The sequence below is a fragment of the Secundilactobacillus mixtipabuli genome, from assembly GCF_002217925.1.
GTDB classification, from domain to species: domain Bacteria; phylum Bacillota; class Bacilli; order Lactobacillales; family Lactobacillaceae; genus Secundilactobacillus; species Secundilactobacillus mixtipabuli.
Genome location: NZ_BCMF01000009.1, coordinates 46,068 through 71,206 on the forward strand (window position 1 = coordinate 46,068; position 25,139 = coordinate 71,206).

General features: G+C 42.5%; 24 protein-coding genes. 9 read left to right on the forward strand and 15 right to left on the reverse strand.

Annotation, left to right across the window (positions count from 1 at the left end; translation table 11 throughout):
* The first annotated feature begins 193 nt into the window (after nucleotides 1-193).
* Together IWT5_RS09395 and IWT5_RS09400 are read left to right on the forward strand one after the other, a co-directional pair.
* Nucleotides 194-1,048 (forward strand): NAD(P)H-binding protein, encoded by an 855-nt coding sequence (locus IWT5_RS09395; protein WP_089109696.1) that lies wholly within the window; start codon nucleotides 194-196, stop codon nucleotides 1,046-1,048.
* Nucleotides 1,049-1,111: 63 nt separating this feature from the next.
* Nucleotides 1,112-1,552, forward strand: coding sequence for an Rrf2 family transcriptional regulator (locus IWT5_RS09400; protein WP_089109697.1), 441 nt, complete (start codon nucleotides 1,112-1,114; stop codon nucleotides 1,550-1,552).
* A 47-nt stretch (nucleotides 1,553-1,599) separates the two neighbouring features.
* Here the strand turns inward: IWT5_RS09400 and IWT5_RS09405 are convergent, their stop codons facing one another.
* Both IWT5_RS09405 and IWT5_RS09410 read right to left on the reverse strand, forming a co-directional pair.
* Nucleotides 1,600-2,571, reverse strand: coding sequence for a nucleoid-associated protein (locus tag IWT5_RS09405; RefSeq protein WP_089109698.1), 972 nt, complete (start codon nucleotides 2,569-2,571; stop codon nucleotides 1,600-1,602).
* Between the two features lie 122 nt (nucleotides 2,572-2,693).
* The gene (locus IWT5_RS09410) at nucleotides 2,694-3,422 is read right to left on the reverse strand and encodes a GntR family transcriptional regulator (protein WP_089109699.1); all 729 of its coding nucleotides are present in this window, start codon (nucleotides 3,420-3,422) and stop codon (nucleotides 2,694-2,696) included.
* A gap of 159 nt (nucleotides 3,423-3,581) precedes the next feature.
* Between IWT5_RS09410 and IWT5_RS09415 the strand changes: the two genes are divergently transcribed.
* On the forward strand, nucleotides 3,582-4,091 hold the full coding sequence (locus tag IWT5_RS09415) for an aminoacyl-tRNA deacylase (RefSeq protein ID WP_089109700.1): 510 nt from the start codon (nucleotides 3,582-3,584) through the stop codon (nucleotides 4,089-4,091).
* Between the two features lie 266 nt (nucleotides 4,092-4,357).
* Here the strand turns inward: IWT5_RS09415 and IWT5_RS09420 are convergent, their stop codons facing one another.
* The gene (locus tag IWT5_RS09420; RefSeq protein WP_089109756.1) at nucleotides 4,358-5,017 is read right to left on the reverse strand and encodes an HD domain-containing protein; all 660 of its coding nucleotides are present in this window, start codon (nucleotides 5,015-5,017) and stop codon (nucleotides 4,358-4,360) included.
* Nucleotides 5,018-5,220: 203 nt separating this feature from the next.
* On the opposite strand from IWT5_RS09420, the gene aroD reads away from it, so the two are divergent.
* Together aroD and rbsK are read left to right on the forward strand one after the other, a co-directional pair.
* Nucleotides 5,221-5,973 carry a type I 3-dehydroquinate dehydratase gene (gene aroD, locus IWT5_RS09425; protein WP_089109701.1) on the forward strand — a complete coding sequence of 251 codons (753 nt, stop codon included), beginning with the start codon at nucleotides 5,221-5,223 and terminating at the stop codon, nucleotides 5,971-5,973.
* A 208-nt stretch (nucleotides 5,974-6,181) separates the two neighbouring features.
* Nucleotides 6,182-7,114, forward strand: a complete 933-nt coding sequence (gene rbsK / locus IWT5_RS09430) for a ribokinase (protein WP_089109702.1) — start codon at nucleotides 6,182-6,184, stop codon at nucleotides 7,112-7,114.
* A gap of 93 nt (nucleotides 7,115-7,207) precedes the next feature.
* On the opposite strand, the gene IWT5_RS09435 is transcribed toward rbsK, so the two are convergent.
* The 4 genes from IWT5_RS09435 to IWT5_RS09450 all read right to left on the reverse strand — a co-directional run bounded on the left by IWT5_RS09435 (nucleotide 7,208) and on the right by IWT5_RS09450 (nucleotide 10,742).
* Entirely contained in the window at nucleotides 7,208-7,573 is a 366-nt protein-coding gene (locus IWT5_RS09435) for a rhodanese-like domain-containing protein (protein ID WP_089109703.1), read from the reverse strand.
* 2 nt (nucleotides 7,574-7,575) lie between these two features.
* Complete coding sequence (locus IWT5_RS09440; RefSeq protein ID WP_089109704.1) at nucleotides 7,576-8,103, reverse strand: MarR family winged helix-turn-helix transcriptional regulator; 528 nt, start codon at nucleotides 8,101-8,103, stop codon at nucleotides 7,576-7,578.
* A gap of 141 nt (nucleotides 8,104-8,244) precedes the next feature.
* Complete coding sequence (locus IWT5_RS09445) at nucleotides 8,245-10,092, reverse strand: hypothetical protein (RefSeq protein WP_089109705.1); 1,848 nt, start codon at nucleotides 10,090-10,092, stop codon at nucleotides 8,245-8,247.
* Nucleotides 10,093-10,424: 332 nt separating this feature from the next.
* The gene (locus tag IWT5_RS09450) at nucleotides 10,425-10,742 is read right to left on the reverse strand and encodes a hypothetical protein (RefSeq protein WP_089109706.1); all 318 of its coding nucleotides are present in this window, start codon (nucleotides 10,740-10,742) and stop codon (nucleotides 10,425-10,427) included.
* 197 nt (nucleotides 10,743-10,939) lie between these two features.
* On the opposite strand from IWT5_RS09450, the gene IWT5_RS09455 reads away from it, so the two are divergent.
* On the forward strand, nucleotides 10,940-11,593 hold the full coding sequence (locus IWT5_RS09455; protein WP_089109707.1) for a response regulator: 654 nt from the start codon (nucleotides 10,940-10,942) through the stop codon (nucleotides 11,591-11,593).
* A 67-nt stretch (nucleotides 11,594-11,660) separates the two neighbouring features.
* Here IWT5_RS09455 and IWT5_RS09460 read toward each other — a convergent pair whose 3' ends face one another.
* Nucleotides 11,661-12,545: a helix-turn-helix domain-containing protein gene (locus tag IWT5_RS09460; RefSeq protein ID WP_089109708.1), complete on the reverse strand. Its 885-nt coding sequence runs from the start codon at nucleotides 12,543-12,545 to the stop codon at nucleotides 11,661-11,663.
* Between the two features lie 409 nt (nucleotides 12,546-12,954).
* Here IWT5_RS09460 and IWT5_RS09465 point away from each other — a divergent pair, with 409 nt between their 5' ends.
* From IWT5_RS09465 to IWT5_RS09475, 3 genes are all read left to right on the forward strand, one after another.
* Entirely contained in the window at nucleotides 12,955-14,187 is a 1,233-nt protein-coding gene (locus IWT5_RS09465; RefSeq protein ID WP_089109709.1) for an FAD-dependent oxidoreductase, read from the forward strand.
* A complete protein-coding gene (preA, locus tag IWT5_RS09470; protein WP_089109710.1) occupies nucleotides 14,180-15,445 on the forward strand; it encodes an NAD-dependent dihydropyrimidine dehydrogenase subunit PreA in 1,266 nt (421 codons plus the stop codon). Before IWT5_RS09465 ends, preA begins: the two co-directional genes overlap by 8 nt.
* A gap of 97 nt (nucleotides 15,446-15,542) precedes the next feature.
* Entirely contained in the window at nucleotides 15,543-16,088 is a 546-nt protein-coding gene (locus IWT5_RS09475) for a DUF1097 domain-containing protein (RefSeq protein ID WP_089109711.1), read from the forward strand.
* Between the two features lie 244 nt (nucleotides 16,089-16,332).
* On the opposite strand, the gene IWT5_RS09480 is transcribed toward IWT5_RS09475, so the two are convergent.
* From IWT5_RS09480 to IWT5_RS09510, 7 genes are all read right to left on the reverse strand, one after another.
* The gene (locus tag IWT5_RS09480) at nucleotides 16,333-17,022 is read right to left on the reverse strand and encodes a glycerophosphodiester phosphodiesterase (RefSeq protein WP_089109712.1); all 690 of its coding nucleotides are present in this window, start codon (nucleotides 17,020-17,022) and stop codon (nucleotides 16,333-16,335) included.
* A 10-nt stretch (nucleotides 17,023-17,032) separates the two neighbouring features.
* Nucleotides 17,033-18,370: an extracellular solute-binding protein gene (locus IWT5_RS09485; RefSeq protein ID WP_089109713.1), complete on the reverse strand. Its 1,338-nt coding sequence runs from the start codon at nucleotides 18,368-18,370 to the stop codon at nucleotides 17,033-17,035.
* Nucleotides 18,370-19,221 (reverse strand): carbohydrate ABC transporter permease, encoded by an 852-nt coding sequence (locus IWT5_RS09490; protein ID WP_089109757.1) that lies wholly within the window; start codon nucleotides 19,219-19,221, stop codon nucleotides 18,370-18,372. The genes IWT5_RS09485 and IWT5_RS09490 overlap by 1 nt, the downstream gene beginning before the upstream one ends.
* Nucleotides 19,222-19,226: 5 nt before the next feature.
* Entirely contained in the window at nucleotides 19,227-20,165 is a 939-nt protein-coding gene (locus tag IWT5_RS09495; protein ID WP_439959100.1) for a carbohydrate ABC transporter permease, read from the reverse strand.
* Nucleotides 20,149-21,255: an ABC transporter ATP-binding protein gene (locus tag IWT5_RS09500; RefSeq protein WP_089109715.1), complete on the reverse strand. Its 1,107-nt coding sequence runs from the start codon at nucleotides 21,253-21,255 to the stop codon at nucleotides 20,149-20,151. The genes IWT5_RS09495 and IWT5_RS09500 overlap by 17 nt, the downstream gene beginning before the upstream one ends.
* 344 nt (nucleotides 21,256-21,599) lie before the next feature.
* On the reverse strand, nucleotides 21,600-24,209 hold the full coding sequence (gene adhE / locus IWT5_RS09505) for a bifunctional acetaldehyde-CoA/alcohol dehydrogenase (protein ID WP_439959101.1): 2,610 nt from the start codon (nucleotides 24,207-24,209) through the stop codon (nucleotides 21,600-21,602).
* Between the two features lie 353 nt (nucleotides 24,210-24,562).
* Nucleotides 24,563-25,090, reverse strand: coding sequence for a DUF1836 domain-containing protein (locus tag IWT5_RS09510; protein ID WP_089109717.1), 528 nt, complete (start codon nucleotides 25,088-25,090; stop codon nucleotides 24,563-24,565).
* Nucleotides 25,091-25,139: the final 49 nt, after the last annotated feature.

Consider the following 25,139-nt stretch of genomic DNA (forward strand, 5'->3'; position numbering starts at 1 on the left):
GTTTGACGATGACTGTCGCGTTTACATTAACCGTCAAAAACTGAAAATACCATCTCAATTGGCTTTAACTATGACTAGTTTACGCAGTGCATTCCCCAACACCCTAATCACTGCAATTGACAGCTTATTTACAAGGTGTTACATTACAAATAACATGTTAATCAAAAAGTAACACTTAAAAAGGGGTAATATCATGACAACTTATGCTGTAACAGGCGTCACCGGCCATTTTGGTAACCGAGCATTAACCACACTGGTACAATTAGTGCCAGATGCTCACATCATTGCTTTAGCAAGAAATGTCGATAAAGCTTCAAAATCAGTTCCTGCTGGTATTGAAGTTCGAAAAGGCGATTATACAGACCAGCAAAGTTTGACTCAATCATTAACCGGCGTTGATAAATTGCTGTTTGTGTCATCAATCCCTGGTGCTGAAATGCCGCGACAAACGCAGCATCAAAACGTCATCAACGCGGCTAAGGCGGCGGGTGTCAGCTATATAGCCTATACGAGCTATCCGCAACTGGAATCAGCTCAATCTCCTCTGAGCGAAGACCATAAGTATACCGAAAAAGCCATTTTAACTAGTGGCATTCCTCACAGTTTTCTGCGTAATAACTGGTATCTGGAAAATGATTTAGACCCAATCAAGGCTGCATTAAAGGGTCACCCTTTCGAATACGTGGCTGGGAATGGCCGCGTCGGCTGGGCAGCTGAAAGTGATTATGCTGATGCGGCTGCTAAGGTCATGACGCTTGATCAGCCCAAGGCGATTTATGAATTTGCGGGTGCGTCTCGCTCGTATTCGGATTTGGCCGAAATTGTGAAGACAGTCAGTGATAAGCCGTTTGAAGTCCGTGCTGAAAGTGAGGCCACCTACCAGCAAAACTTGATCGACAATGGACTGGATTCTGGTACAGCTTCAATCGTGACGTCAATTCAAGCACTCATTAATAGCGGTGATTTAACGGAAGAGACCAGTGATTTGACTGCTGTACTGGGTCGTCCGCAAACCGATATAGCTGATTTAATTCAATCTTATAAGTAACGGCTTGTATCGGGACGGGCATTTGCTATAGAATGGATTCACTATTTAATCGAGGTTATTAAGATGAAGTATTCTCACAAATTAAGCGATGCCGTGCACGTCCTTGCCTATATCGACATCTTTCAAGATGATGGCGACTTATCCAGTAATAGCATCGCGCTGAGCATCGAATCAAATCCAAGCTTAGTCCGACGTCTCATGTCAGCCTTAGTTAAGGCAGGCTTATTAGTCACCCAACCTGGTATTGCCGCGCCGTCCTTATCCAAGCCCACTGCCGAAATTTCGTTGCTCGAAGTTTATAATGCTGTCGAGGATGATCACAGCCTATTGCATGTTGACGAAAAAACTAACCCAAATTGTCTGGTTGGTGCGAATATTCAAGGTGCACTTAATGATGCATATGCCAAAGTTCAGGCACAAGCTGAACAAAGTATGGCGGAAATAACGCTAGACCAGATCGTCGATGATATTCAAGTACGTCGATTGAAGGCAGCAAACAAATAGCAAAAATGGTCAGTCCTCGTGATACACAGGGCTGGCCATTTTGTTATTTATTCTCGTTCAACATTTTTCACAATGACAGACATGGTGCCATCAGGATTGGTTCGAAACTCAACGACGTCCTTATTTTTCAAAACGTCTACCGGCACCGTCATTTCAATCCCGTTGCCAAGCTTGATTTTTTGCTTTTGATACTTTTTCTCAAAGATCGGTGCGTTTGGCACCCGCACCGTCTCCGCAACCCCGCGTTCCTTCAGCTTTTCTTTAAAAGCGACTTTAGCTTCCGGATTATTTTGAAAGACGGTGTCTGCAACGTAGTCACTATCGATACTTTCGTCCTTTTTAATACTCTCATAAACGGCTTTATGAGTCTCCGGTACTGTTAGTACGTCAGTCTCAGTATACTTCTTAGCCGTTTCTTTCACCGTTTTTTCGATGACTTTAATGTGTTCAGAGACTTTTTTGACTGGTGGAATTTTCAAAATATTTTGGGCGAAGCTCCAATCCTCACCATTGTTGTCATACTTCTTCGATTGAACGCGGATCGTATTTCCCATGACCAAGAACCCGTCCTTAACCGTTTGAACCGGCGCTGGCAAAATGGTTTTATTTTGAATGATGGTATTGACCAACGTGTCATTATCATACTCGATCGCATGCGAATACTTCGCGGTGTAGTCAAGCTTAACCATCCCAGTCAGCTCAACCAAATCATCGTTTTGGGCGCGGAAAAAGAGCAGGTCGCCGCCGCTGATTTTGGTAGCGCCTTTGATAGCATCAAAAAAGGCCAAACTAATTTGAGCGGAATGATCAACAAAATTAGCCGGATCATCTACGAGCTGTTTCACAACCTGACAGTCCTCAAGGTTGGTTTCCGTATACTCAGTTTTCATTAACTTGTCGATGAGCTTTTGGAGATATTCCTCCATAACCACGTTACCTGGGTCAACCGCCTGATGCGACACCACAACATTGCCTGAATCCTTGTCCATCACGTGGACAACTGCCTTTAATATTCTCATGGGACTACTCCTACTTGATTTAATTTACTTGCTATCATTAAGATAAACTAAAAGGGTTAGCGGCACGCGACGCGCCCCTAACCCTCAATCATTCGCTTAATCACTCATCCAATGCCGGTCTGCTACTCTTCATCCAAAGTAACAAACGTGTTGTAATTAAAGTAATCATAGCGTAAACGCATATTAGACACTTCAAACGGTGTACCATCATCTAGGAAGAAAATACCTTCCATAATGGCAACCGGTTCAGTTGGTTTTAACCCTAACAAGTCTTGATCTTCTTCGTTTGATGGCGCCACTTTGACCGTCATAAATGACTTGGTAACCACCTTATTTTGAACGTCTTCTAAATAATTAAAGATTGAACCAGACACAACTTTTTGCGATAATTCCGGTACAATTCTAATTGGAATAAACCCGCGCTCAATCATAAATGGATGGTCATCAAACAATCGCAGCCGCTTGATTTCATACACAAAATCGCCCTTTTCCAAGAACAGATCCTGCTGCATTTCCTCATTAGCCGGAACCACTTTGAAGGACAATAACTTAATGCCCTGCGTTTGACCATCACTCTTAAAACTGTCGGTAATCCCTAGATTTGACCCCTCATAGTGAAAAATCGTCTGGTTCTTCATGTATAATGGGTTAATGAAAGTACCGGAACCGCGTTTCTTGAAAATAATCCCTTGATTTGCTAAAACACTAAGTGCGCGCTTGATTGAACTACGGCTGACGTTGTATGCTTCACTTAGACTTCGCTCATCTGGTAGTCGTTTGTCTGGAAACTGATTATCGTGAATTCGCGATTTCAAGTCGTGCAATACTCTTCTGTAAACTAAATCTGTCATTCCAATCTCCCTTGCAACCAGCTCACTGATTTTATAATTAAATCGAGTATAACAGATTTTGTAGTGTTCGGATAGATTGAAACGCACTATTCATTAAATTGGTCCTTATTAATTGTTTATCTGGACTGCACCAAATTTATTATGTAAGGAATGGTCACTATGTCAAAAAAGAAGAAAAAGAGTCAATTACATAAAACCTTAGTCGAACAGATCCTCGACAAAGCTAAAATCAGCTATGTACAGTTATCATTTGCCACTCACGAAGCTGGTGACGTTCAGCAAATGGATGTCGATGAAAGCACCTTCGACCAGCACACCATCTATAAAACGCTGGTAGCTTCGGGGAAAACGACTGGTCCAGTTGTCGGTGTTCTGCCATTAGATACGCACTTGGATCTTAAAAAGTTAGCTAAAGCTTCAGGGAATAAGAAAGTCAACATGGTGCCATTGAAAGAATTGGTAAAGACGACCGGCTACGAACACGGTGCTAATACCCCGATTGGTATTTGGGAAAAGCTTAAATACCCCATTTACTTTGATAATACCGCCAAAGAACAGGGTGAAATTATTGTTTCTTCAGGGCAGATTGGCCGTTCTGTGAAAGTGAATGCTGAGGCAGTCTGCAAACTGGTAAATGGTCATTTTGTAGATTTACTAGAAGAAGAATAGGCGCTCTTGCTTTCTGAATACTGCTGATAAACAAGACGCGTGTGACATAAGTCTATGTCGACAAGGATTTAATCTAATTTCTCGACTCACACATAGCCTAAAATTTACTTTAGTTCCATTACTTGAATATAGCCTTAACCTGTTCCACAACTCAGATTCCGGCCATATAACCACAAATAACGTCATCCCGATAAAACCCATTGGAATGACGTTATTTGTGGTTATATTCTGGAATCTACCGAGTTGTGTCACAGCCTCTTGTTTACTTATCTCATACCATTCCACTCTGCTTTAAAATTCTCCAAAAAGTCGGTCATCGTTTTTTGCCGCCCCTTGGCGATTTTTTTGGCTACCGGCGTATTCATACTATCTGGCAACTTCAGCAATTTTTCGTAGAAATGATTAATAATCGTTTCGTTATCTAAATTACGGTACTCGGCCTTTGTCATATTTTGACGTGGCTTGATTTTAGGATCATAAATTTTTTCACTATGATGTCCACCGTAATAGATGGCTCTAGCAATCCCAATTGCGCCGATAGCGTCTAATCGGTCCGCATCCTGAACAATCTGACCCTCTAATGGTAATGGGTGCTGATCATCCGTTAGTGATTTACTAAATGACATATTGTTAATGATAAACATCACCGTCTGCACTTGATCTGGACCGAAACCGATTGAACTTAAAAAACGCTCCACATTCCGTTGCGCAGTTAATACGTCAGAAACCAGCTTATCATCAATCACATCGTGAAGATAAGCTGAGCTTAGCGTTATCAAATAGTCGGCTGACGGTTCTTCTGCCAACAGCATTTTAGCATTCGTCACTACCCGGTTAATGTGATCAATACCATGACCAGTGGCATCGCCTGCCAATTTTTGCGAGGTATATTTACTAATTGCAGCTAATTGCTCAGTTGCTTCCAAGTCACTCACCTAAACTTTCTCAATAATAGAAGATATTCTACTTGATTATTATTAATTTTCAATTAGAATGAATGCTTTCCCAAACTTTGTCATCCAGATGTAAAATACCAATGTGCGGTTTTCGCATCTTTCCTTGCTTCCCCTACTTAAACATGCTAAATTCAGATGAGAAATAGATTAACTAAAGGAGGATCATCGTTCAAATGACACCCGTATCTTTCAAGGGACTTTCGTTAGGCAGCGGCGTACCTAAAATTTGTGTGCCGCTCACAGGGGCCGATCCCAATATTGTCATTGGCCAAGCAGGAGAAGCCGTTTCTTCTTCCGCAGATATTGCTGAATGGCGCCTAGATTACTTTAATAATTTAGAAGATACTGCCGAAGTGCTTTCCACAGCAAACCGGCTCATTGAAATCCTTGGCGACTTGCCTTTAATCATGACGTTACGCGGACGTGCCGAAGGCGGTAAACGCCAAATCGCAGACGCCGATTATTTAGCGATTTACACGCAAATCATCCTACATACCGAGGTTACCGCCATTGATGTCGAGTGGCAACGTGATCCCAGTATCACTTCACAGCTGATTACTTTTGCTCGAGCACATCAGGTTCGAACCATTATCAGCCATCACGAATTTGAACACACCCCATCGGAATCAGAAATGATCGATCAGCTCACTAAAATGGCCCAACTAGATGGTGATATCGTTAAACTGGCTGTCATGCCTGAAAATAACGATGATGTTTTGAACCTGATGCTGGCAACCCATCAGGCTAGCCAATCCATTTCCCAGCCGATTATTACAATGGCTATGGGGCCATTGGGAGCCGTTACCCGGGTAGCCGGTCAGACGTTTAACAGCGTGCTAACCTTCGCCACCACGTCAACGCTGTCAGCGCCGGGACAATTGACGGTTGACCAAACTCGGCAGATTTTGAAAATTATTGCACAATAAAATCAGCAATAGTTCCTGTTAAAGAGGCTGAAACCAATAAAAATCAAAAGTTGGGGATCAAGATTGAAACAGCAAGTAAATGAGAATTTTACCAGAATTATTGAAACAGCTTACACTATCTGCTATATTATTAAGAGCAAGATACGTAAAACGTTTTACTTAACTTTAATCGTAAATTAAATCACAATTTGAAATGAGGCTTATTAAGATGACTAATCGTGTAACTGTAATTGGTAGTTTAAATGTGGATACTATCCTTGAAATCCCACGCTTGCCAAAGCCTGGTGAGACTTTAGCTATGGGTGATCAATCATTCGCTGGTGGCGGTAAGGGTTCTAACCAAGGTATCGCTGCTGGCCGTGCAGGTGCCGACACCTACTTTATTGGTAAAATCGGTGATGACGCTAACGGTAAGTTTATGGTGAAATCAATGACTGATTCTGGTATTAATGTGGACCAAATCACCGTTACTGACGATGCCAAGACTGGTCAAGCATTCATTTTGCTTGATAAGAACGGTCAAAATTCAATCCTTGTTTATGGTGGTGCTAACCAAGTCTTATCAACTAAAGACGTTGATAACGCTAAGGACACGATCGCTAAGAGTGATTTCATCATTACCCAATTTGAAACACCGCTTGACGTTGCCGAAGCAGCTTTCAAAGTTGCTAAGGAAAACAACGTTGTCACTATTTTGAATCCAGCTCCCGCTCAGGAAACGATTCCAGCTAGCCTCTTAGCTGTTAGTGACCTGGTTGTGCCAAACGAAACTGAATGCCAAACCTTAACTGGTGTTGAGATCACTGACGAAGCTTCTATGATCAAAGGCGCCGAAAAGCTCCATGCGATGGGCGCTAAGGGTGTCATCATCACCGTTGGTAGTAAGGGTGCCTTCTACCACACCGCTGATGGTAACTACGGCTTCGTTGACGCTTTCAAGGTCAATGCTGTTGATACGACTGCTGCTGGTGATACCTTCATCGGTGCTTTAAGTTCTCAGTTGAAGCCAGACTTCAGCAACCTGCCTGAAGCTATCCGCTTTGCTAACCGTGCGTCATCCATCACCGTTCAACGGATGGGTGCTCACCCTTCAATTCCAACTTTAGCTGAAATTGAAGCTGCGGAAAAAGCTGCTAAATAATGAGCTAAACTATTAAAAAGGATGTGTCCTCACTAATACCGGTGAGAATACATCCTTTTTATTTGTCTGCTGCTTTTAACGTTTAATATTGATTTATGCCACTGGTTCAGTTGGCAAATGCATACCCTTCCAGCCTTCTAAGGCACATGAAAGTTCGTAAGCCTTAAAGCCAGCTGAAAGTAAGGTCAGCAAGGCTGCTTTGCCCAGTGTCGTACCAGCAGTCCAATCATATACCACATAAGTCTTAGATTTATCCAGCTCATTAAGATGATCAGAAAGATCCTTAGCAGCAATAGCAACGGCACCCTTAATTTGGTCCTTTTTGATTTGGGCTGGGGCGTTTCTAACGTCTAACACAACGTACTTTGAGTCTGGTTTTTGCATTTCTGGTAAAACCTCGTCATGACCAATGTAGAGACTCAGATAAGTTTCCAAGAAGTTAATTTTTTCGTTTTCCATGTTTATTTCTCCATTTCTTGTTCCAGTGTCTGTGTACCATTCTGAATCTTTGCTAGTAAATGTGACAGTGTGGTTAATTCGTTCGAAGATAAATCACCAAATAAGGTTTTGACGGCACTAAAATTATGCGGTAAAAAGTCCAGCAAAACTCTTTCGCCTTCCGCCGTTAACCCAATTAAGGTAGCTCGCTTATCGGTCGGGGACGGTTGTTTATTAACCCGTCCTTGGTCCACTAACCCCCTTAATAGCTTGCTGACAGTTGCTCTAGTGGCACCTAATTTTTCAGCGAGTTGCAGTGGCAATAACTGCCGATGCGGTGCTTCGTAAAGAAACATCAAAATCACGAATCGCGATTCCGTTAACTGGTACTTCGCTAACACCGCGTCATATTGGCGCTGCATCTCACGATATGAATACTGAAAGTTCAAAAACTGCTGTACGGTATCAATATCAATGTCGGAATTAACCTTACTGATACTTAGCGCTAACCGAGTAGCATTCGGACGGTCTTTGAAATTACCTTTTTCCATCTTTTTCAGACCTCTATCATTTAATTAGCCGGCTAACTACATCACCTTGAACAGTATACTGACATTTAAAAATAAGTCAACTATCCAATTCAAAAAAGCGGTAAGCTCATTTATCCAGAGCTTACCGCTTATGATTACTCGTTATTTCTGTGTCTTAATCGACTGGTTCTTATAGGTTTCCAGGCCAACATTTGCCGTTGCCAGCTGGTTCTTATCTGAAGCAGTGGCTTTAAAGCTGACCTTATCACCAGCCTGAATGAACTGATCAATTGGCTGGAAAGTCTTTGCGGAAGTATCCATCCGGTAAACGTGGCTGTCACCCTTTAAGATAAACAAGATCTGCTTATCATCGGGTTTGACCACTCGTTCGACGGTTCCAGAAATCGTCTTACCGGTCACTTTCGGCGCAGATATTGCGCCTGTCTTAGCGCCGACCCGCTGCTGGAAAATTTCCAGCGTACTCTGGGCATCATCGCCAATGGCATAGGTCCCGCTTTGGTTATTTCCATCCGCCAGTAGATAAACAAATTTCATAAAGGAGTTATTATCCCGGTCAAGCATGGAAACAACCCAGGTCGGATTGCCATTGATTCTGTACAGTAACGGTAAGGTCCCCTTATAGTTTTGCGGGTTAATATCTTGCTGCGCGTATGAAATCGCCCGTTCTGGCGTCATGACGTTACCGTGCTCACGGTAGTAATGAAGCGTATTGGTTCGAGCATCCACAAAGGCGTAACCCAAGATAGAACTTTGATGGCTATTCACACTGGTCATTCCCGTGAAGTAGTAGACACGACCCTTATATGCATACGGTGTTAAGGTATCGCCGCCTTCAGTACCCGCCTTGGTTGGCTGCATCACATCATTATGACCCCCGAAACTAGTTGCGTTCCAGAAACCGTGCCGGTAACGGCCAAACATAGAAACCTCTTTTTCAACCAGTTCCGGTGTCGCTGCAACGTCCACAAACTTCGGAACTTTATTTGGCGAGTAAACCTTCACCTTACCATTGATCGTATTCAAAACAGCCACTTTATAGTGCTTAAAATCAAGGTTACGGTTAAAGTAAGAAAGGGGCTTCGCTAACGTTCTAACGTAGTAAGGCGTGCCGTTGTTATCCACTTCAAGCTGAGAAGTGTCACCCACCATCGTGTAGCCCATACTATAAGCATTAATTCGCCGATCTGCATCGCGGTTAAAATAGGCACTTGGCGTATAACGCATCGCTTTAGGCATAAATTTAGGATCAGCATTCTTGTCCGTGGCATTAGTCATGAAATAACCTGGGACTTTTTGGTAGTGAATATAGCGCCAGAAGCCACCTGAAAATTCAACCGGTGCGACGTATACCATCTTGCCCCTGTACATCTGTACTCGCATATGGTTCAAATCATAGACGTTAGAATTCTTAAAACTGTTCAGTGAGTTATTCATGTCAGTAGAGACCGTTTGCGGTGCGTTGACAACGGGCGTCTCAGCACTATTCTTGATGACTGGCATTGGCGCGCCATCCGTGGAATTATTCATTTCAGTTTTGATTGAATTGACTGCGGGCTTGGGATTCATTGAAGTCACAACTGAAGCCACACCGCTAAGGATCATAACTGCGACGATTGCTGCAACAGCTGCGCCAACTAACCGGCCAAGCCAGCCAATCGTGATACCAAAATTGCGTAATAAACGACTAAAATAATTATCTTCGTTAAGTGCCCGTTCTTTGACGGCATTCGGATTGAAAACAAATCGCCGTAACACCGCTGTCACCACAAAACCGCCAATTAACCACATCAACCAGCCATCAATTAACGATGGGTAGGCCAAATCTGGCAAATTAAAGTAGGTGTTGATATAGCTCACAATAAAGAGCACGACAATGGTGACGATCCCCCAAAGCCGCCATCGCCGGTTACTGATCCATAGGAACCAAATAAACGGAATCAATAACCCTGATAATTTAACAAGTGTAATCAAGGCAAAATAACTAAGCATGGCTAATCCTCTTTCCTGTTATCCAAAATGAGTTAACTGTAGTATACCAAATTGTCGCCTTCACAGTATGAGAAGAACACAAGAGGCTGTGACACAACTCGGTAGATTCCAGAATATAACACCAAACGACGTCATTCCGATGGGCTTTATCGGGATGGCGTCGTTTGGTGTTATATGGCCGGAATCTGAGTTGTAGAGCCGGCTAAGGCTATATTTAAGTAATGTTCTAAAGCAAATTTTCGGATGAGTGTGGGACAAGAAATTAAATTAACTTCTTGTCGATATAGACTTATGGTCAGCTTATATCTATGTTCTCACATTAATACCTTCGACTAAGAGACGCTTGCCGCAAACGTGTCAATCAGCCGGGCAATTTCTTGAATCACCGTAACAACGTTGATGTCTTTGACTGCTAAGCTCCCAGTTGCCAGTAATTTTTCAGCTTTTTGCTTATCAGTCAGCTCAATGTGATATTTTTCTAACAATGTGTTTAATAAATAGTCTGCACTACTTTCACGTGCTTCTTTTAATTTAAAGTCTTCAGAATGTCCAGATTCATCAACCCATAGTGTAAATGTCTGTAAATTACGACAAACATGAGAAATGAAATTTTTATCTTCTGGCGTTAGCAAGTAGATACTGTCGTTCACTTTGAACCACCACTCTCAATTTAAATTCATGATTCTCTCATTTTTCTTTAAGTCTAACACAACTCTAAAAAGATTGAAAGAAATGGGATGAAATCGCTTTCTTAGCCATCAACACATGGTATTATTGAGGTAATTAATCTCTGAATGTCGGTGTTATATATAATCTTAATCAAAACTATAGAAAGGAGCTAATGACTATGTATCGTGTGCTAATTGCTGACAATCATCCCATTTATCGGGTTGGCCTAAAAGCCATTATTGATGCCCAGCCAAATTTTAAAGTCATGGCTGAAGTTAGCGACGCCACGGATGCTTACGTAAAAGTTGCCGAAGGCGGTATTGATGTGGTGGTGATGGCAATGACCATGCCTCCTGGTGAGTGCGGTATCAGCGCTACTCAGCGAATTCATGAAGATTACCCTGACGTTAAAGTACTGATCAATACCGCCCATGATGAGCATCACTACATCGATGATAGTCTCCACTATGGTGCTGCTGGCTACGTTTTAAAGAATTCACCCGAGTCAGAGTTTATTGATGCACTCACAACCGTGGTCAAAAACCGAATTTTTGTTGACCAAAACATCGTGCTGACACCGGCTGACTTTAAACGGATTGACTCAGCTCAGGCTGACGAGCAGCTCTACTATTATAACGCGCTATCCAGCCGGGAACGAGAAGTCCTACCACTAATGGTTTTAAGCTGGTCAAATAAAGAGATTGCCAGTCGGCTGTTTATTACCACCAAAACGGTTGAGGCACATAAAGCTAACATTATGCGTAAACTCGATTATCCTTCTCACGCAAAATTAGTTAAATATGCTGTTAAGAATGGTATCGTTAATTTTTAAAAAGACCCGTACCAGTCATACCTCCTCAATAAGAGGTGTCACTGGAACGAGTCTTTTTTAAATATCACTAAGCTTCACGCAACTGGCCTTTTTCCAATTGCCGCTTTAAGGCTGCCAGTTTAACTTCCACAACTTCATTTTGATTAATTTTAGCAAAGGCTAACGTCTCACTCATTAAGCCTTGTACGGTCAAAGTTGGCCGATGCAATGCGATAGCACACTGGGTTGCTAGGAACTTTAAGTCCGGCAAATAAAAGGTGACATGCTGTTCAGAGCATAGTCCCACCCCAATATTAATCAACCGTTCACTGTCTGCGTAATGCTGCTGGGTCATTTCAAATTCAGCGGTGTAATACACCATCATCAGTACCCGTAAGTAATACTGCTCGTTTTGCTGTTCATCAGGTAACTGGCTCAAAAATTGTTTGACTTTATTGAAGTATGCCTGTGCCCGCTTGGGTTGATGATTCCGCGAATACATCTCCGCCATTCCAAGAAAGCCTAAAGACGTAAAAATAGTTTTTTGCTTGGGGTCAAGAACGTTAAAGATGAGCGATAAATCATAGCTCACATCGATTACATGGCCATTCGTCAAAGCGGTCATTAATCCCCTCAAGTAGTAAAACTGCATTTGAGCCACCACTGACTGGATCTGATCAGGATCAATGACTGCCAGTTCTTGAAACGCCTGACAGTAGTCTTCCATCATCAACCGCTTTTCAATATCATCTAGTGCCCCGCTTAATTGTGTGACCGTAGATTCTTCAGCTTGGTAAAGTTCTTCTACCGTCATTCCCAGTCGGGCACACAGCTGCGTCAGGATTGTGAGTGATGGCACATGAGTATTGCTTTCAAACTTACTAAGTGTTGCTTGAGTACAGATACCATCACAAAGCTTACATTGAGACATTTTGAGTGCTTTCCTGCGTTTAATAAAACAAGTCACGTTCATCTATTCTCACCCCTGTTCCTTACCTTTTTGAATACTTCTATTATAAGGTCATCCCGCATTTACCACTATTAGGAATCACCCTAACCACCCAAAATTCCTATTCCAGAATATATTATTCAAAAATGATATGGCAACTTTTGTGTGCCCTTCAACTCACGTTAAGTCAAACAGTTAAATCCTGTTAAATCAGCTTTTATACTCGAAAATAAGCGAGTTTATATAATATTTTATATCAAATTTTCACACAAAATATAACTGAAATAAGCGTTACAACGACGTATCCTGGCACAAAATTGTAAGCGCTTTTGCCATCGGTAATCACAGCGTGCTATTCTACAACCATCAGATATGTGAAAAAGAGCACAATTGTAATTCACTACTAATTCTCAACAAAGTGAGGCCGATTACCATGACTAAAAAGTACGAAACAGAAGCTCCTGGTTATACCATGACAACGGTAATGGAAGAAGCAGCCCGTTGCCTGCTATGTCACGATGCACCGTGTTCTGCTGCTTGCCCAGCACACACTGATCCCGCAAAATTTATTCGTAGTGTTCGTTTTCGTAACGTGAAAGGCGCTGCCGAAACCATCCGTGAAAACAACGCGTTAGGTGCCATTTGCGCCCGGGTCTGCCCTACCGAAAAGTACTGTGAACTCGCTTGCTCACGTAGCGGCATCGATGTCCCAATCGATATTGGTGGCATTCAACGTTACGTCACCGATTTCGAACAAGCAGCCGATATGCACATCCTCCATAAGGGTGACAGCAATGGCATGCACATCGCCATTGTTGGTAGTGGCCCTGCCGGGTTACAATCAGCAACTACCCTATTGGAAAAAGGCTACAGCGTCGACATTTACGAAAAGAATGCCAAAGCAGGTGGCTACCTGACGTACGGAATCCCAGAATACCGTCTGCCAAGCAACATTGTTGATTACGAAATCAAGCGGATCACTGATATGGGTGCCAATATTCATTTCAATACCGTTATCGGCGAAGACATCACCATGGACGAATTAAAAGCCCAAAACGATGCCGTGATCGTTGCTATCGGTGCTAGTGAAGCTAAAGTTTTGCCAATGTTTGAAAACAATGACGCCGTTGAAACCGCTGTTTCCTTCTTAGCTAGAACTAAAGAAGCTAAAGGCAATATCGAATTACCAAAAGATGCGTTGGTCATCGGTGGTGGTGACGTTGCCATGGACGTTGTCACAACGCTTAAGAAACTAGGTGTTAAGCACGTCACAGACGCAGCTTACGAAGAATTTGACGAGTTCCGTGCTTCTAAGAAAGAATTAGCTGGTGCTGAACGCGAGGGCGTTACGATCATCGACGGTTACATCCCTGAAAGTGTTGATGGCCACACCGTCACCCTTAAGCATCGTCACATCAACAGTAAAATGACGGTTGAAGCTGATGCAATTATTCTGGCCATTGGGCAAGAAACCAACGCCAAAAATCTTGGCATCCGTCTTGAACACGGCGAAGCCCCATCAGCCGGCTACAGGACACACGATCCAAAGATCTTCATCACAGGCGATATCGCTAAAGGTGATAAAACCGTTGTCTATGCCGTTCAAAAAGGAAAAGAAGTCGCCGATGAAATCGACAGTATTTTAGGAGGCAAAAGTCATGATTAATAAAGACTTATCAATTGATTTTTTGGGCGTTCACTTTGAAAACCCCTTCTGCTTATCATCTTCACCTGTAGGCAACTGTTACGAAATGTGTGCCAAAGCCTTTGATGAGGGCTGGGGCGGTATCGTCTTCAAGACCATTGGTCCCGAAGACTTCGAAGTTGATGAAGTTTCACCACGATTTGACGAACTAACTAAGGAAGGCACCCCCTTCGTTGCCTTCAAGAACATGGAGCAAATTGCAGAACACCCTTTAAAGCAGAACTTAGCTGATTTAAAGAAATTAAAGGAAAACTATCCAGATAAAGTCGTCATTGCTTCCATCATGGGCCCAACTGAAAAGGACTGGGAAGAATTGGCACGGTTGGTGACTGACGCCGGTGCCGACATGATTGAAATGAACCTGTCTTGCCCGCAAATGACTTCTCACGCCATGGGTTCTGATGTTGGTTCAAACCCACCATTAGTCAAAAAGTACTGTGAAGCTGTTAAGCGCGGGTCTGATTTACCAATGATGGCAAAGATGACGCCAAACATCACCGACATGGTCCCAGCTGCAAAGGCTGCCATGGCTGGTGGTGCTGACGGGATTGCCACGATCAACACCGTTAAATCCATTTCAAACGTCGATCTCGAAAAGAAGACAGCTTTACCGATCGTTAACGGCCAAGGTTCTGTTTCTGGTCTTTCAGGTAAAGCGGTTAAGCCAATCGCTCTGCGGTTCATTCAGCAATTGCGGGTTGCTTCCGGTTTGGAGCAGCTGCCAATCTCTGGTATCGGCGGTATCGAAACCTGGGAAGACGCCGTTGAATTTATCCTCATGGGCTCAACGACCCTTCAAGTTACCACCGCTGTTATGCAGTATGGTTACCGGATCGTCGAAGACATGAAGAACGGTTTAATGCACTATATGGAAGAACAAGGTGTTGAACACCTCTCGGAATTAGTTGGTTTAGCCAACAAGAACATCGTGCCAGCTGAAGATCTGGACCGGAACTACAAAGTTTATCCAGAAATCGATTGGGATAAATGTATTGGCTGCGGTCGCTGCTTCATTAGCTGTTATGACGGTGCTCACCAAGCCATTTCTTGGGACGAGAAGACTCGTCGGCCATCCATTGACACAAGTAAATGTGTGGGCTGTCACCTCTGCGCCCTAGTTTGCCCAGTTCATGCGATTCACCCCGGTAAGATCGTTATGAAGGAAGGCCGTAAAGGCGATCCATCGAAAGTCGATGTTGTCTCACAACGACTTAATTAAGCTTTACCATTGCGTGCTAATATAGTAAGCTAACAAAGCCAGTCACTGAAACGACATTGCGTTCAGGTGGCTGGCTTTTCGTAAAGGAGTGGACATCATGAAAATTAGTAAAGACGTTTGGATTTCATCAATCGGTGTTGGTTTGACAACCCTCATCTTCTGCCTGATTTCTGGCTCGTTTCACCTTTGGATGAGCGGTGCAGCCTTCATTGCAGCCTCTTACTTTTTCGGTGCCGGTGCACCAATGGATAAGGTTTTAAATATCTCAGTTAGTTTCTTATTTGGGATTGCCTTAGGCTGTTTCTGCCTCTGGATCATCAGTTTCCCTCACTTGGGAGACGTTATCCCAAGTTCGCTTATCTTTGGCTTTTTAACTTTCCTAGTGCTGTTCCTGCAGGGAACGGTCCTGAAGTTTGCTGAAGTCCCCGCCTGGTTACTAGCTTGGGGGACGACAATGCTGATCATTACCAACATCACGATCCAGAGCTGGCCAGTCTTCTTAATTCAACTCGTTGTTTCCATGTATCTCGGCGTTTACCTGATAATTATTGGCTCTAATTACTTTTCTAAGTGGATGTATAAGCTGTTTCCGAATAAGAAATCTGAAGAGACGTCTGCACAAGAAAGAAAACGGGTTTCGTAGCTGGAATAGTCACACATTATTGATTTTCTCTGTTAATTTAGTCAAGCCTGTCTATCTTAGAGATTAAACGTAACTATCAAAAGGGAATAAGTCGTCTGACTATTTACTTCAATAGCCAAACGACTTATTTCTTTTATAGTGTTTGGCACCCTTTTTCGAACCACAGAATATCAACAGGCCACTAAGAAATCTAAAGTAAAGACAGGAATTGTCCACTCAAATCAATCAGCTTCTTCACTTAGATTTAAACGACCAGTAGTTGATCTCGCGTTCTCATTGCCTTTTCAAAATCATCCGTGAAAATACCATCCACATCTTGTGAAAAAAGCTTGATCATCTGTTTTTCGTTATTAACTGTCCAAATCCGTTCAATTAGACCTTCATTAGCTTGCGCATGATGTAAATGCAATCCGTTTAAATGTTCTGCTTTCATGAATTGAAGCGGATCATGAACCGTATGGTCAGTCAAAAAACAGTAGTTCTGACTATCATCTAGTTCCTGACAAATTTTCAAGCTCTCTAAATTAAACGATGAATAAATGACAGGATGTCGTAAATGGGCTTGACTAACTTGTTTTAAAACGATTTTTTCAATTCCCTCATAATGAATTTTATCGGTTTTAAACTCCAAGTTTAATATCACATCAACATTCTTTACCAGTTCCAAAAATTCATATAGCGTAGGGATCGATTCGCCACTTCTTAATTTAAACGTCTTTAATTGATCATAATCGTAATCACAGATTCGACCCTTACCAGTCGTTGTTCGATCAATTGTTTCATCATGCATAATGACTGGCAGTCGATCACGAGTCAAGTGCACGTCAAATTCAATTCCTTCAACGTTATGTTCAATAGCGTACCGAAATCCCTGCATAGAATTTTCTGGAAATTTTGCTGGAATACCCCGGTGACCGAATATCAAAGTTGACATAGTGTGCCTCCTATTTATAGTGGTTTGCCTGATTAGTACTTGCAACTGTACGATTTAATCCCTTTTCGGCGATTGCAAGTGCCTTATTGATGTCTTTCCCGTTATAGATTTGTGCCATAGCCGTCTGTGCTAAATTCCGCTCTTGAATAACACCCTCCATAAAGACACCGGAGTTAGCCGTATTAGCCTTAATTGTTGCTAGTTGCTGACTGGGTATCTGAGCTGATGGGTGCTGTTTATATAGTTTTTGTAAAATTGGTTGCTTTTGAGAATCTTTGTTGAGGGCTAGGTAACCAGTCGCTGCCTGCCACTGCGCCTGTGCCTTAGCTGTCATAACGTATTTAACGAATTCCCAAGCACCTTGCTGAACATCTTTGGGTTTATCGTTGCTGATCCAAAGTGATGCACCACCAACTGCAACCCCATTTCTCGGCTTACCATCCTGGTGAGGATAATAAGTAATGCCTAGTTCATCTTTGGTACCAGCCAAAAGTTGACTGATGTACGCAGAAGACTGAATAAAAATCCCAAGTTTACCTGCTAAGAAAGCTGCAATCTCATTGGATTCGGCTTGGCTACCAGCACCATAATCAATAAAGTCTCCAGCTTGAATATTTTCACGAACCCACTTCATAGCAGCCTGGGTTCCTGGTGTATTTAACTGTACCTTGGTCGGAATGCCAGTACGGCCATCTTCATGGTTTGCTAAATGTTCATTACCATTAGCCATGAACTGCTCAAACAGCCAACCATACTCTTCAACGGTTAATCCTTTCACTTTGCCATGAGACTTAGCTGATATGGCTTTGGCTACCCGCGTAATATCGCTATACGAAGGATCAACTGGTGGCGCTTTGATTCCTAATCGTTTTAGTAAAGAAGCGTTGTAATAAAGAACTGGTTGAGAGGTATTAAACGGCATTGAAATTTGATTACCATTTTGCGAATAAAAAGCTCGGGCGACTGGTGAAGTCTGGTTAATATCATAATGATCCCGATCAATAAAGTGTTGCATTGGTGTGCCAATCTTAGCGTGGTACAGTTGACTAGTCGAAACATCCATAGACTGAAATACTGCAGGCGATGCTGAAGTACCATGGGTATGCAAAATTTTCTGCACCGCCTCGTTATAATTACCCTCAAATTGTGGTTCAACACGATACTTTGTTTGACTCGCATTAAACTCTTTTGCAAATTGTTTCAGTTGTTCTTGTCCTGGTCCCGTCATTTCATGCCAGAAAACAACTGGTGTTCGACTGGCTGCTTCCGATCTAGCACAAGCTCCCAATGGTAATACCAGCAACAGCATGGTAAGTGCAAACCAGCAGCGTTCATGTTTGAATACCATTATTTGACAGCTCCTTCATTCAGTCCAGCCTTAAAGTAATGTTGGCCGACAAATAGAATAATCAGTGTTGGAATGACGACTATAGCAGCACTGGCTTGAATCATACCCCAGTTGTTAAAACTTTCTTGTCCCTGCAGTTGACGAAGGCCATCTTGAACTGGTCGAAAATTATCGCTGAAGGTTGTCAGCATTGGCCAAAGGTATTGGTTCCAACTACTTAGAAAACTATACGCTGCGAGTGTCATTAAAGTGACTTTGGTATATGGCAGTGCAAGGTGCCAGTAGAACTGCCAATGAGAAAGCCCCTCAATATCGGCTGCTTCTTTGAGCTCAGTTGGCATCTGCATAAAAGCCTGCCGTAACATAAACGTCCCAAAAGCTGCGGTTAAAAACGGAATCACCATGGCTGCATAGTGGTTAAGAAGTCCCATACTTCGTACCGTAGAAAAGTTAGGAATCACCTCTGCTTCAAATGGCAGCATCATGGTCATCAAGAATAGCATGAAAAGCTGTTTACGATATTTAAACTTAAGAAAAACAAACGCGTATGCGGACATTGAGCAAAGTAACACTTGGAATAGCATCGTGACTGTCGAGATCACTAAACTATTTAACAGGTAACGAAGAATCGGCGTCGTTTTTATGGCAGTCACGTAATTATCCAGTGAAATATTTTTACTCCATAACGCCCCTTTCGAGATATCTGCGGTGGGCATTAAACTCGTCCAAAGCCCTAGTAAAAAGGGCCCAAGAACAAGCAACGTTAAAATCAACAACAGTGCATACTGACTTAGCTGTTTTGCGCTTTTGATATTTGTAGTGTTAATCGTTGGTTCATTCGGTCTACTCATCTCCATCAGTAATTCACCCGCTTTCCTAAAAGTTTAAACTGAAGTAAAGTAATGATTGCAATGATGACCGTTAAAATAACTGATTCAGTACTAGCAAGACCGTAGTTACCATTAAGAAAAGCGTCTTGGTAAACACGGTATACTAACAGATTAGTGGCATTATTGGGTCCACCAACCGTCATCAAATCAATTAATCCGAAACTTTTGAAAGCATCAATTAAGGTAACGACGAGGACAAAAAATAGCGTTGGCGAGATTAACGGCAGTGATATTTTAAAAAACTGGGTCGTTTTGTTAACCCCGGCAATTTTAGCAGCTTCAAACAAGCTTGATGGTAACTGCTGTAACGCTCCAAACAAAATCAGGAAAGTAAAACCCAAATTCATCCAGACCGTTGTTATAATAACGGCTAACAACGCGAAGTGCGGGTCAGCCAACCAGTTGATTTCTGGTAAATGTAACACCTGTGAAATTTGGGCGAATACCCCGACTGATGGGTTAAAGGCAAATAGCCAGAAAATGGCTGCAACCGAAACCGAAATCCCCATTGTCGAAGAAAAAATAGTTCGGAAAAACCTAATCCCCTGCAGATGCTGCTGAGCTGCAACTGCTAGCAACATCCCCAGTACAATTGTTAAAACAGAAACAGCAATGACGTAAAGTAACGTTGCACCTAAACTGGATAGATAGGCGGGATCTTTAAACAGATTCACGTAATTACTTAAACCAACAAATACACTAGCATGACCCAAATTATCCGTTAGAAACAAACTGAGATACAGTGTTTTAATCATTGGCCAAAAAACGAATACTGATAAAAGCAATAATGATGGTCCGAGAAATAAGGTTACGTAAAGACTATCCTTGCGCCATCGAGCAGACGTTGTTATCTGAACTAGTGCGGATTGGACATCTGGATCCTGCAAATTAGAATTCTGTGGCAGCGACTCTAGCATCACTAACGTCCCCCTTTTGACTCCCAATTAGTTTTTGGGAATTAATATCAAAGATATGGAAATCTTCAACACCAATTATTTTAATCAAATCGTCAGCAGCAATCTGCAACTGACTATCGGCTACGATACGAATGGTTTGGGAATCGTTAAGTACCGCGGTGATAACCGACTGATTGCCCAAGTATGAAACAGTAGCTACCCTTGCATTGGCCCCTCGTGACCCAATTTGGATACGCACATCCGCTGGTCGAATACCGACAAGAACTTTACTATTATTAATCTGCGTTTTAGTCATTGGTAAATGTAATGCTGAATCAATTACCAACTCACGTTCAGCCACGTTTGCCTTCAATAAATTAATCTGTGGTGTGCCGAAGAATTGGGCAACGAAAGCATTATTAGGGCGCTGATATAAGTTAATCGGCGTGTCTATTTGCTGTACTCTCTGATCATTTAACACCATTACTCGATCGGCCATCGTCATGGCTTCAACTTGATCGTGAGTAACATAAATGACTGTTAACCCAAGATTCCGTTGTAGTTGTTTTAATTCAATCCGCATTTTAGCGCGTAGCTGTGCATCCAAGTTAGATAGTGGTTCATCCATTAAGCAGATCTTGGCTTCACTGGCAATTGCCCTAGCTAAAGCAACTCGTTGTCGTTGACCACCTGAAAGTTCCTTTGGTTTACGATCCCGTAGATCAGATAGATTGACCATAGCTAATGCATCATCAACTCGATGATTAATCTCACTGGATGGTAACTTACGAGATTTGAGACCGAAACCAACGTTCTCTGCGACAGTCATGAAGGGAAATAGGGCGTAACTTTGAAATACCATTGATAATGCTCGATCTTTTGGTGGCACTTGATTCGCAAGTTTGCCATTGATTGTTAACTTCCCGTCAGAAATCGAAGTTAACCCAGCGATCATTCGTAACAGAGTACTTTTCCCACATCCAGATGGACCAACAATAACGAAGAATTCACCATCGTTGATTTGAACGGAAACCTCTTTTAGAACCGGTTGAGCACTTTCTTCATACGTTTTTGACAGTTGATTTAATGTAATTGTCAATCCTTTTCACCTGCTCAAATTAGTTTGGTAGTGGTTTTACACTACAGCACTAAGTGTAAAGAACATTCTTATCATTTCTGCATGATTTACGTATTGAATATGTAAAGGTCAAGCAGCGTTTCAAACTTGTCCTTAGCCATCAATCTAGCCGCTGGCGGCCGAAGGCGGCAAATAAGCGACCAATTTTACTTTTTTCACACTGACACTCCACTTTTACATTGCCGAAACGCGCAAAAAAGGCAACGCCCGGCCATATAAGAAGAAGGCTCCACACAGTCCAAAAACCAGACTGTATGGGGCCTTCTTCTTATATTCTGGGAGCTAAGCGTCTTTTTTTACGCTCTCTATTTTTCCACACCCTTACCCTCATATTCATCAATCATAATCTGACGAAGTTCACCGATCAACGGTTCCTTAGGGTTAGCAGTTGTACATTGGTCTTCATATGCTAATTCGGCCAACTTATCAACCGATGCATCGAAGTGCTTCTTATCAACGCCGTTAGCCTTCAAACTCAAGGTAACGTCCACTGAGTGAGCTAATTCAATAATCTTTTGTACCAAGGCTTCTTTGAGTTCTTCTTTATTCTTGCCGGTTAAACCAATGTATCTGGCAATTTCAGCGTAATCTTCATCCGCACGGAAGTATTCGTATTTAGGCCACGTAGTCAGCTTACGAGGTTCCTTGAAGTTGTAACGAATAACGTGTGGCAAAGTGATTGCAATTGCCAAGCCATGAGGAAGACCAAACTCACCACCAAGTTTGTGGGCGATTGAGTGGTTAACACCTAAGAAGGCGTTAGCAAAGGCCATACCAGCAATGGTAGCTGCGTTATGCATTTCTTCGCGGGCTTGTAAATCACCGTTGTACGAAGCCGTTAAGTTTTCAAAGACTAACTTGATTGCTTGCAGTGACCATGGACGGGTGTAATCTGATGCCATGTTTGAAACAAATGATTCAATGGCATGGGTCAAAACATCCAAACCAGCATATGAAATAGTGCGTTTTGGCAGGCTTTCGATGAATTGTGAATCCACAATAGCAACGTCTGGGGTCAATGCGTAGTCAGCTAATGGGTACTTAACGTGAGTCTTGGCATCAGTAATAACAGCGAATGGCGTTACTTCTGAACCAGTACCTGAAGTGGTTGGAATAGCAACAAATTGTGCTTTGGTTGCCTTTTCAAATTGGTAAGTCCGCTTCCGGATGTCCAAGAACTTCTGCTTTGCGCCGAAGAAGCTTGCATCTGGATGCTCGTAGAATAACCACATGCACTTCGCAGCATCCATTGGTGAACCACCACCTAAAGCGATGATCGTATCAGGCTGGAAGTTCTTCATTTGCGCATAACCCTTTTCAACCGTATCAGTTGTTGGGTCTGATTCCATTACTGAGAAGAGTTGATATTCAAAGCCGTCTGGACGACGTTTCAGTTCGCCAAGCACCTTGTCAACGTAGCCGAGTGAAATCATAGCTGGGTCAGCAACAATGAAGGCTTTCTTGATACCTGGCATGTCGCCGAGGTAACGTACAGATGTTTTTTCGAAGTATACTCGAGGTAATTTAATCCATTGCATATTATTCCGCCGCTTTGCGATTGTTTTAATGTTCAAAAGGTCAAATGATGAAACGTTATGTGAAACAGAGTTCTTACCCCATGAACCAGTACCAAGGGTTAATGAAGGAATCATTTCGTTGTAGAGGTTACCAATACCACCAAGAGCTGATGGGGTGTTAACCAGAACCCGGCTAGCTTTCATCTTAATCCCGTATTCAGTAGCGAGGTCTTCATCCAAGGTGTGAATAGCTGCAGTATGACCGAGGCCACCGAAGTGAAGTAAGTCGTTAGCAATCTTGAAGCCATCTGCATGGTCAGCAGACTTGTAAACAGAAATCACTGGGCAAAGCTTTTCAGCTGAAAGCCAGTTGTCTGGGCCGACAGTGTTTAATTCAGCAGCTAAAACTTTAGTGTCTTCTGGTACTTCAATACCGGCTAATTTAGCGATATTAACGGCTGACATACCAGCGATTGGACCTTTAACGCCGCCACGCTTTGGATCGTACATTGCATCTGCCAAAGCTTTTTGTTCTGACTTCTTAATGAAGAAGACTTTCCGATCTTTCATTTCCTTCTTAACGGCATCGTAAATGTCGGTATCAATGATGATACTGTTTTCAGTTGCACATACCATCCCGTTATCAAAGGTCTTTGAAAGAACGATATCGTTAACAGCACGTTTGATGTTAGCCGTCTTTTCAATGTAAGCAGGTCCGTTACCAGGACCAACACCTAAGGCTGGCTTACCGGTTGAATAAGCGGCTTTAACCATGCCAGGGCCACCAGTAGCAAGTACTGAGGCAACTTGTGGGTGGTTCATCAAAGCTGAAGTAGCTTCAAGACTTGGTTCTTCGATCCACTGGATAACGCCTTCCGGAGCACCAGCAGCAATCGCTGCATCACGCATAACCTTGGCAGCCTCTACAGAACACTTCTGTGCTTGTGGGTGGAAACCGAAAATAATTGGGTTACGGGTCTTAACGGCGATCAATGACTTGAACATCGTAGTAGAAGTTGGGTTAGTAACTGGTGTAACACCAGCCAAAATACCAAGTGGTTCAGCTACCTTGATCAACTGACGTTCTTTGTCGTCTTCAATAATACCAACGGTTTTATCGTTCTTAATGGTGTGCCAAATTTCTTCAGTGGCAAACATGTTTTTAATGGCTTTATCTTCCCAAACACCACGGCCAGTTTCTTCAACAGCAAGTTTAGCTAACCGCATATGCTGGTCTAAACCAGCGATTGCCATTTGGTGCACAATGTGATCAACTTTCTTTTGATCAAATTCATCCATACCACAAAGTGCATCATGAGCTTTTTCAACTAATGCATCGATGTGATCGCTTACGCTGACAGTCTTTTTAGGTTTTTCGTTGTTTGATTTTGAATTCATTTCTTTTAACATTCTTAACCCTCCATCATGAAAATATCGGCTAATCTCTTTGTTATCTCTTTCACAAAGACTATATTATCATAGATTTTTTAAATGTAAATAGGCAAATTACATTTAATTTATGCCTCATTTCCCCCTAGTGAATTTCCCATTACAGCAATGTGTATAACTGTTTTCATGATTAAATCAGCATTGTAAGCGGTTAATATTAATGTTTGTGAAATAAAATACTTGTATCAATGCTCGCGAAATTATTTCTGTAAATTATTTTCAAATATGTCTCCAACCCCGTCAAATTGGGATTTTAAGGCAAAATAAAAAGGTGCCAGCAATTTCCAGCACCATTTTGTTAATTATTTAACTTTTTTAATCGGTTTAATCGGCTTCTCAATCATCCGCAGTAATTGCTCCGATTGAATCCGGTTGACGATCGTATCGGCTGCCACCTGCATTAACTTCTCGTTTAGCGTTTTAGCTGGCGTTTCAGGTTGCCCCTGGCCGAGATTCTTTAGTGCGCTGTTCAGCACATCGATGAAGTTATCGTAAGCCTGCTTTGGAAAATCACCAGCGGTTACTTGATCAATGCCATGCCGAATAGTTTCAGTTGAAAAGAGCGGCTTGAGCAAACCGATCAATAACAGATCCGCCAACTGCATCGTCTGGTACTTCTTTTTGACTGGCGCGATGATCACTTGATGCTTCACGTAATTATTGATCATTGCTGGCGTAATTGGTTCAACGCCGAGCTGGCCGATCGCATCGTTAACAAAGGCCACAACTTGGTCCATATACAAATCAAACTTCGGTAGCTCACTCCAATGCGGTAATTGAACCTGCCGGATCTGAACTTCCCAACGATTATACTGATCGAATTCTGCCATGATTGCCACTCCTTCAGATTGTTTTTTAAATGACCTTATAATTATTATA

Excerpts from the sequence above, each read along its gene's own strand:
- IWT5_RS09395 (WP_089109696.1), top strand. The coding sequence starts at position 194 with ATGACAACTTATGCTGTAACAGGCGTCACCGGCCATTTTGGTAACCGA.
- IWT5_RS09400 (WP_089109697.1), top strand. The coding sequence starts at position 1,112 with ATGAAGTATTCTCACAAATTAAGCGATGCCGTGCACGTCCTTGCCTAT.
- IWT5_RS09405 (WP_089109698.1), bottom strand. The coding sequence starts at position 2,571 with ATGAGAATATTAAAGGCAGTTGTCCACGTGATGGACAAGGATTCAGGC.
- IWT5_RS09410 (WP_089109699.1), bottom strand. The coding sequence starts at position 3,422 with ATGACAGATTTAGTTTACAGAAGAGTATTGCACGACTTGAAATCGCGA.
- IWT5_RS09415 (WP_089109700.1), top strand. The coding sequence starts at position 3,582 with ATGTCAAAAAAGAAGAAAAAGAGTCAATTACATAAAACCTTAGTCGAA.
- aroD (WP_089109701.1), top strand. The coding sequence starts at position 5,221 with ATGACACCCGTATCTTTCAAGGGACTTTCGTTAGGCAGCGGCGTACCT.
- rbsK (WP_089109702.1), top strand. The coding sequence starts at position 6,182 with ATGACTAATCGTGTAACTGTAATTGGTAGTTTAAATGTGGATACTATC.
- IWT5_RS09435 (WP_089109703.1), bottom strand. The coding sequence starts at position 7,573 with ATGGAAAACGAAAAAATTAACTTCTTGGAAACTTATCTGAGTCTCTAC.
- IWT5_RS09440 (WP_089109704.1), bottom strand. The coding sequence starts at position 8,103 with ATGGAAAAAGGTAATTTCAAAGACCGTCCGAATGCTACTCGGTTAGCG.
- IWT5_RS09445 (WP_089109705.1), bottom strand. The coding sequence starts at position 10,092 with ATGCTTAGTTATTTTGCCTTGATTACACTTGTTAAATTATCAGGGTTA.
- IWT5_RS09455 (WP_089109707.1), top strand. The coding sequence starts at position 10,940 with ATGTATCGTGTGCTAATTGCTGACAATCATCCCATTTATCGGGTTGGC.
- IWT5_RS09460 (WP_089109708.1), bottom strand. The coding sequence starts at position 12,545 with ATGAACGTGACTTGTTTTATTAAACGCAGGAAAGCACTCAAAATGTCT.
- IWT5_RS09465 (WP_089109709.1), top strand. The coding sequence starts at position 12,955 with ATGACTAAAAAGTACGAAACAGAAGCTCCTGGTTATACCATGACAACG.
- preA (WP_089109710.1), top strand. The coding sequence starts at position 14,180 with ATGATTAATAAAGACTTATCAATTGATTTTTTGGGCGTTCACTTTGAA.
- IWT5_RS09475 (WP_089109711.1), top strand. The coding sequence starts at position 15,543 with ATGAAAATTAGTAAAGACGTTTGGATTTCATCAATCGGTGTTGGTTTG.
- IWT5_RS09480 (WP_089109712.1), bottom strand. The coding sequence starts at position 17,022 with ATGTCAACTTTGATATTCGGTCACCGGGGTATTCCAGCAAAATTTCCA.
- IWT5_RS09485 (WP_089109713.1), bottom strand. The coding sequence starts at position 18,370 with ATGGTATTCAAACATGAACGCTGCTGGTTTGCACTTACCATGCTGTTG.
- IWT5_RS09490 (WP_089109757.1), bottom strand. The coding sequence starts at position 19,221 with ATGAGTAGACCGAATGAACCAACGATTAACACTACAAATATCAAAAGC.
- adhE (WP_439959101.1), bottom strand. The coding sequence starts at position 24,209 with ATGAATTCAAAATCAAACAACGAAAAACCTAAAAAGACTGTCAGCGTA.
- IWT5_RS09510 (WP_089109717.1), bottom strand. The coding sequence starts at position 25,090 with ATGGCAGAATTCGATCAGTATAATCGTTGGGAAGTTCAGATCCGGCAG.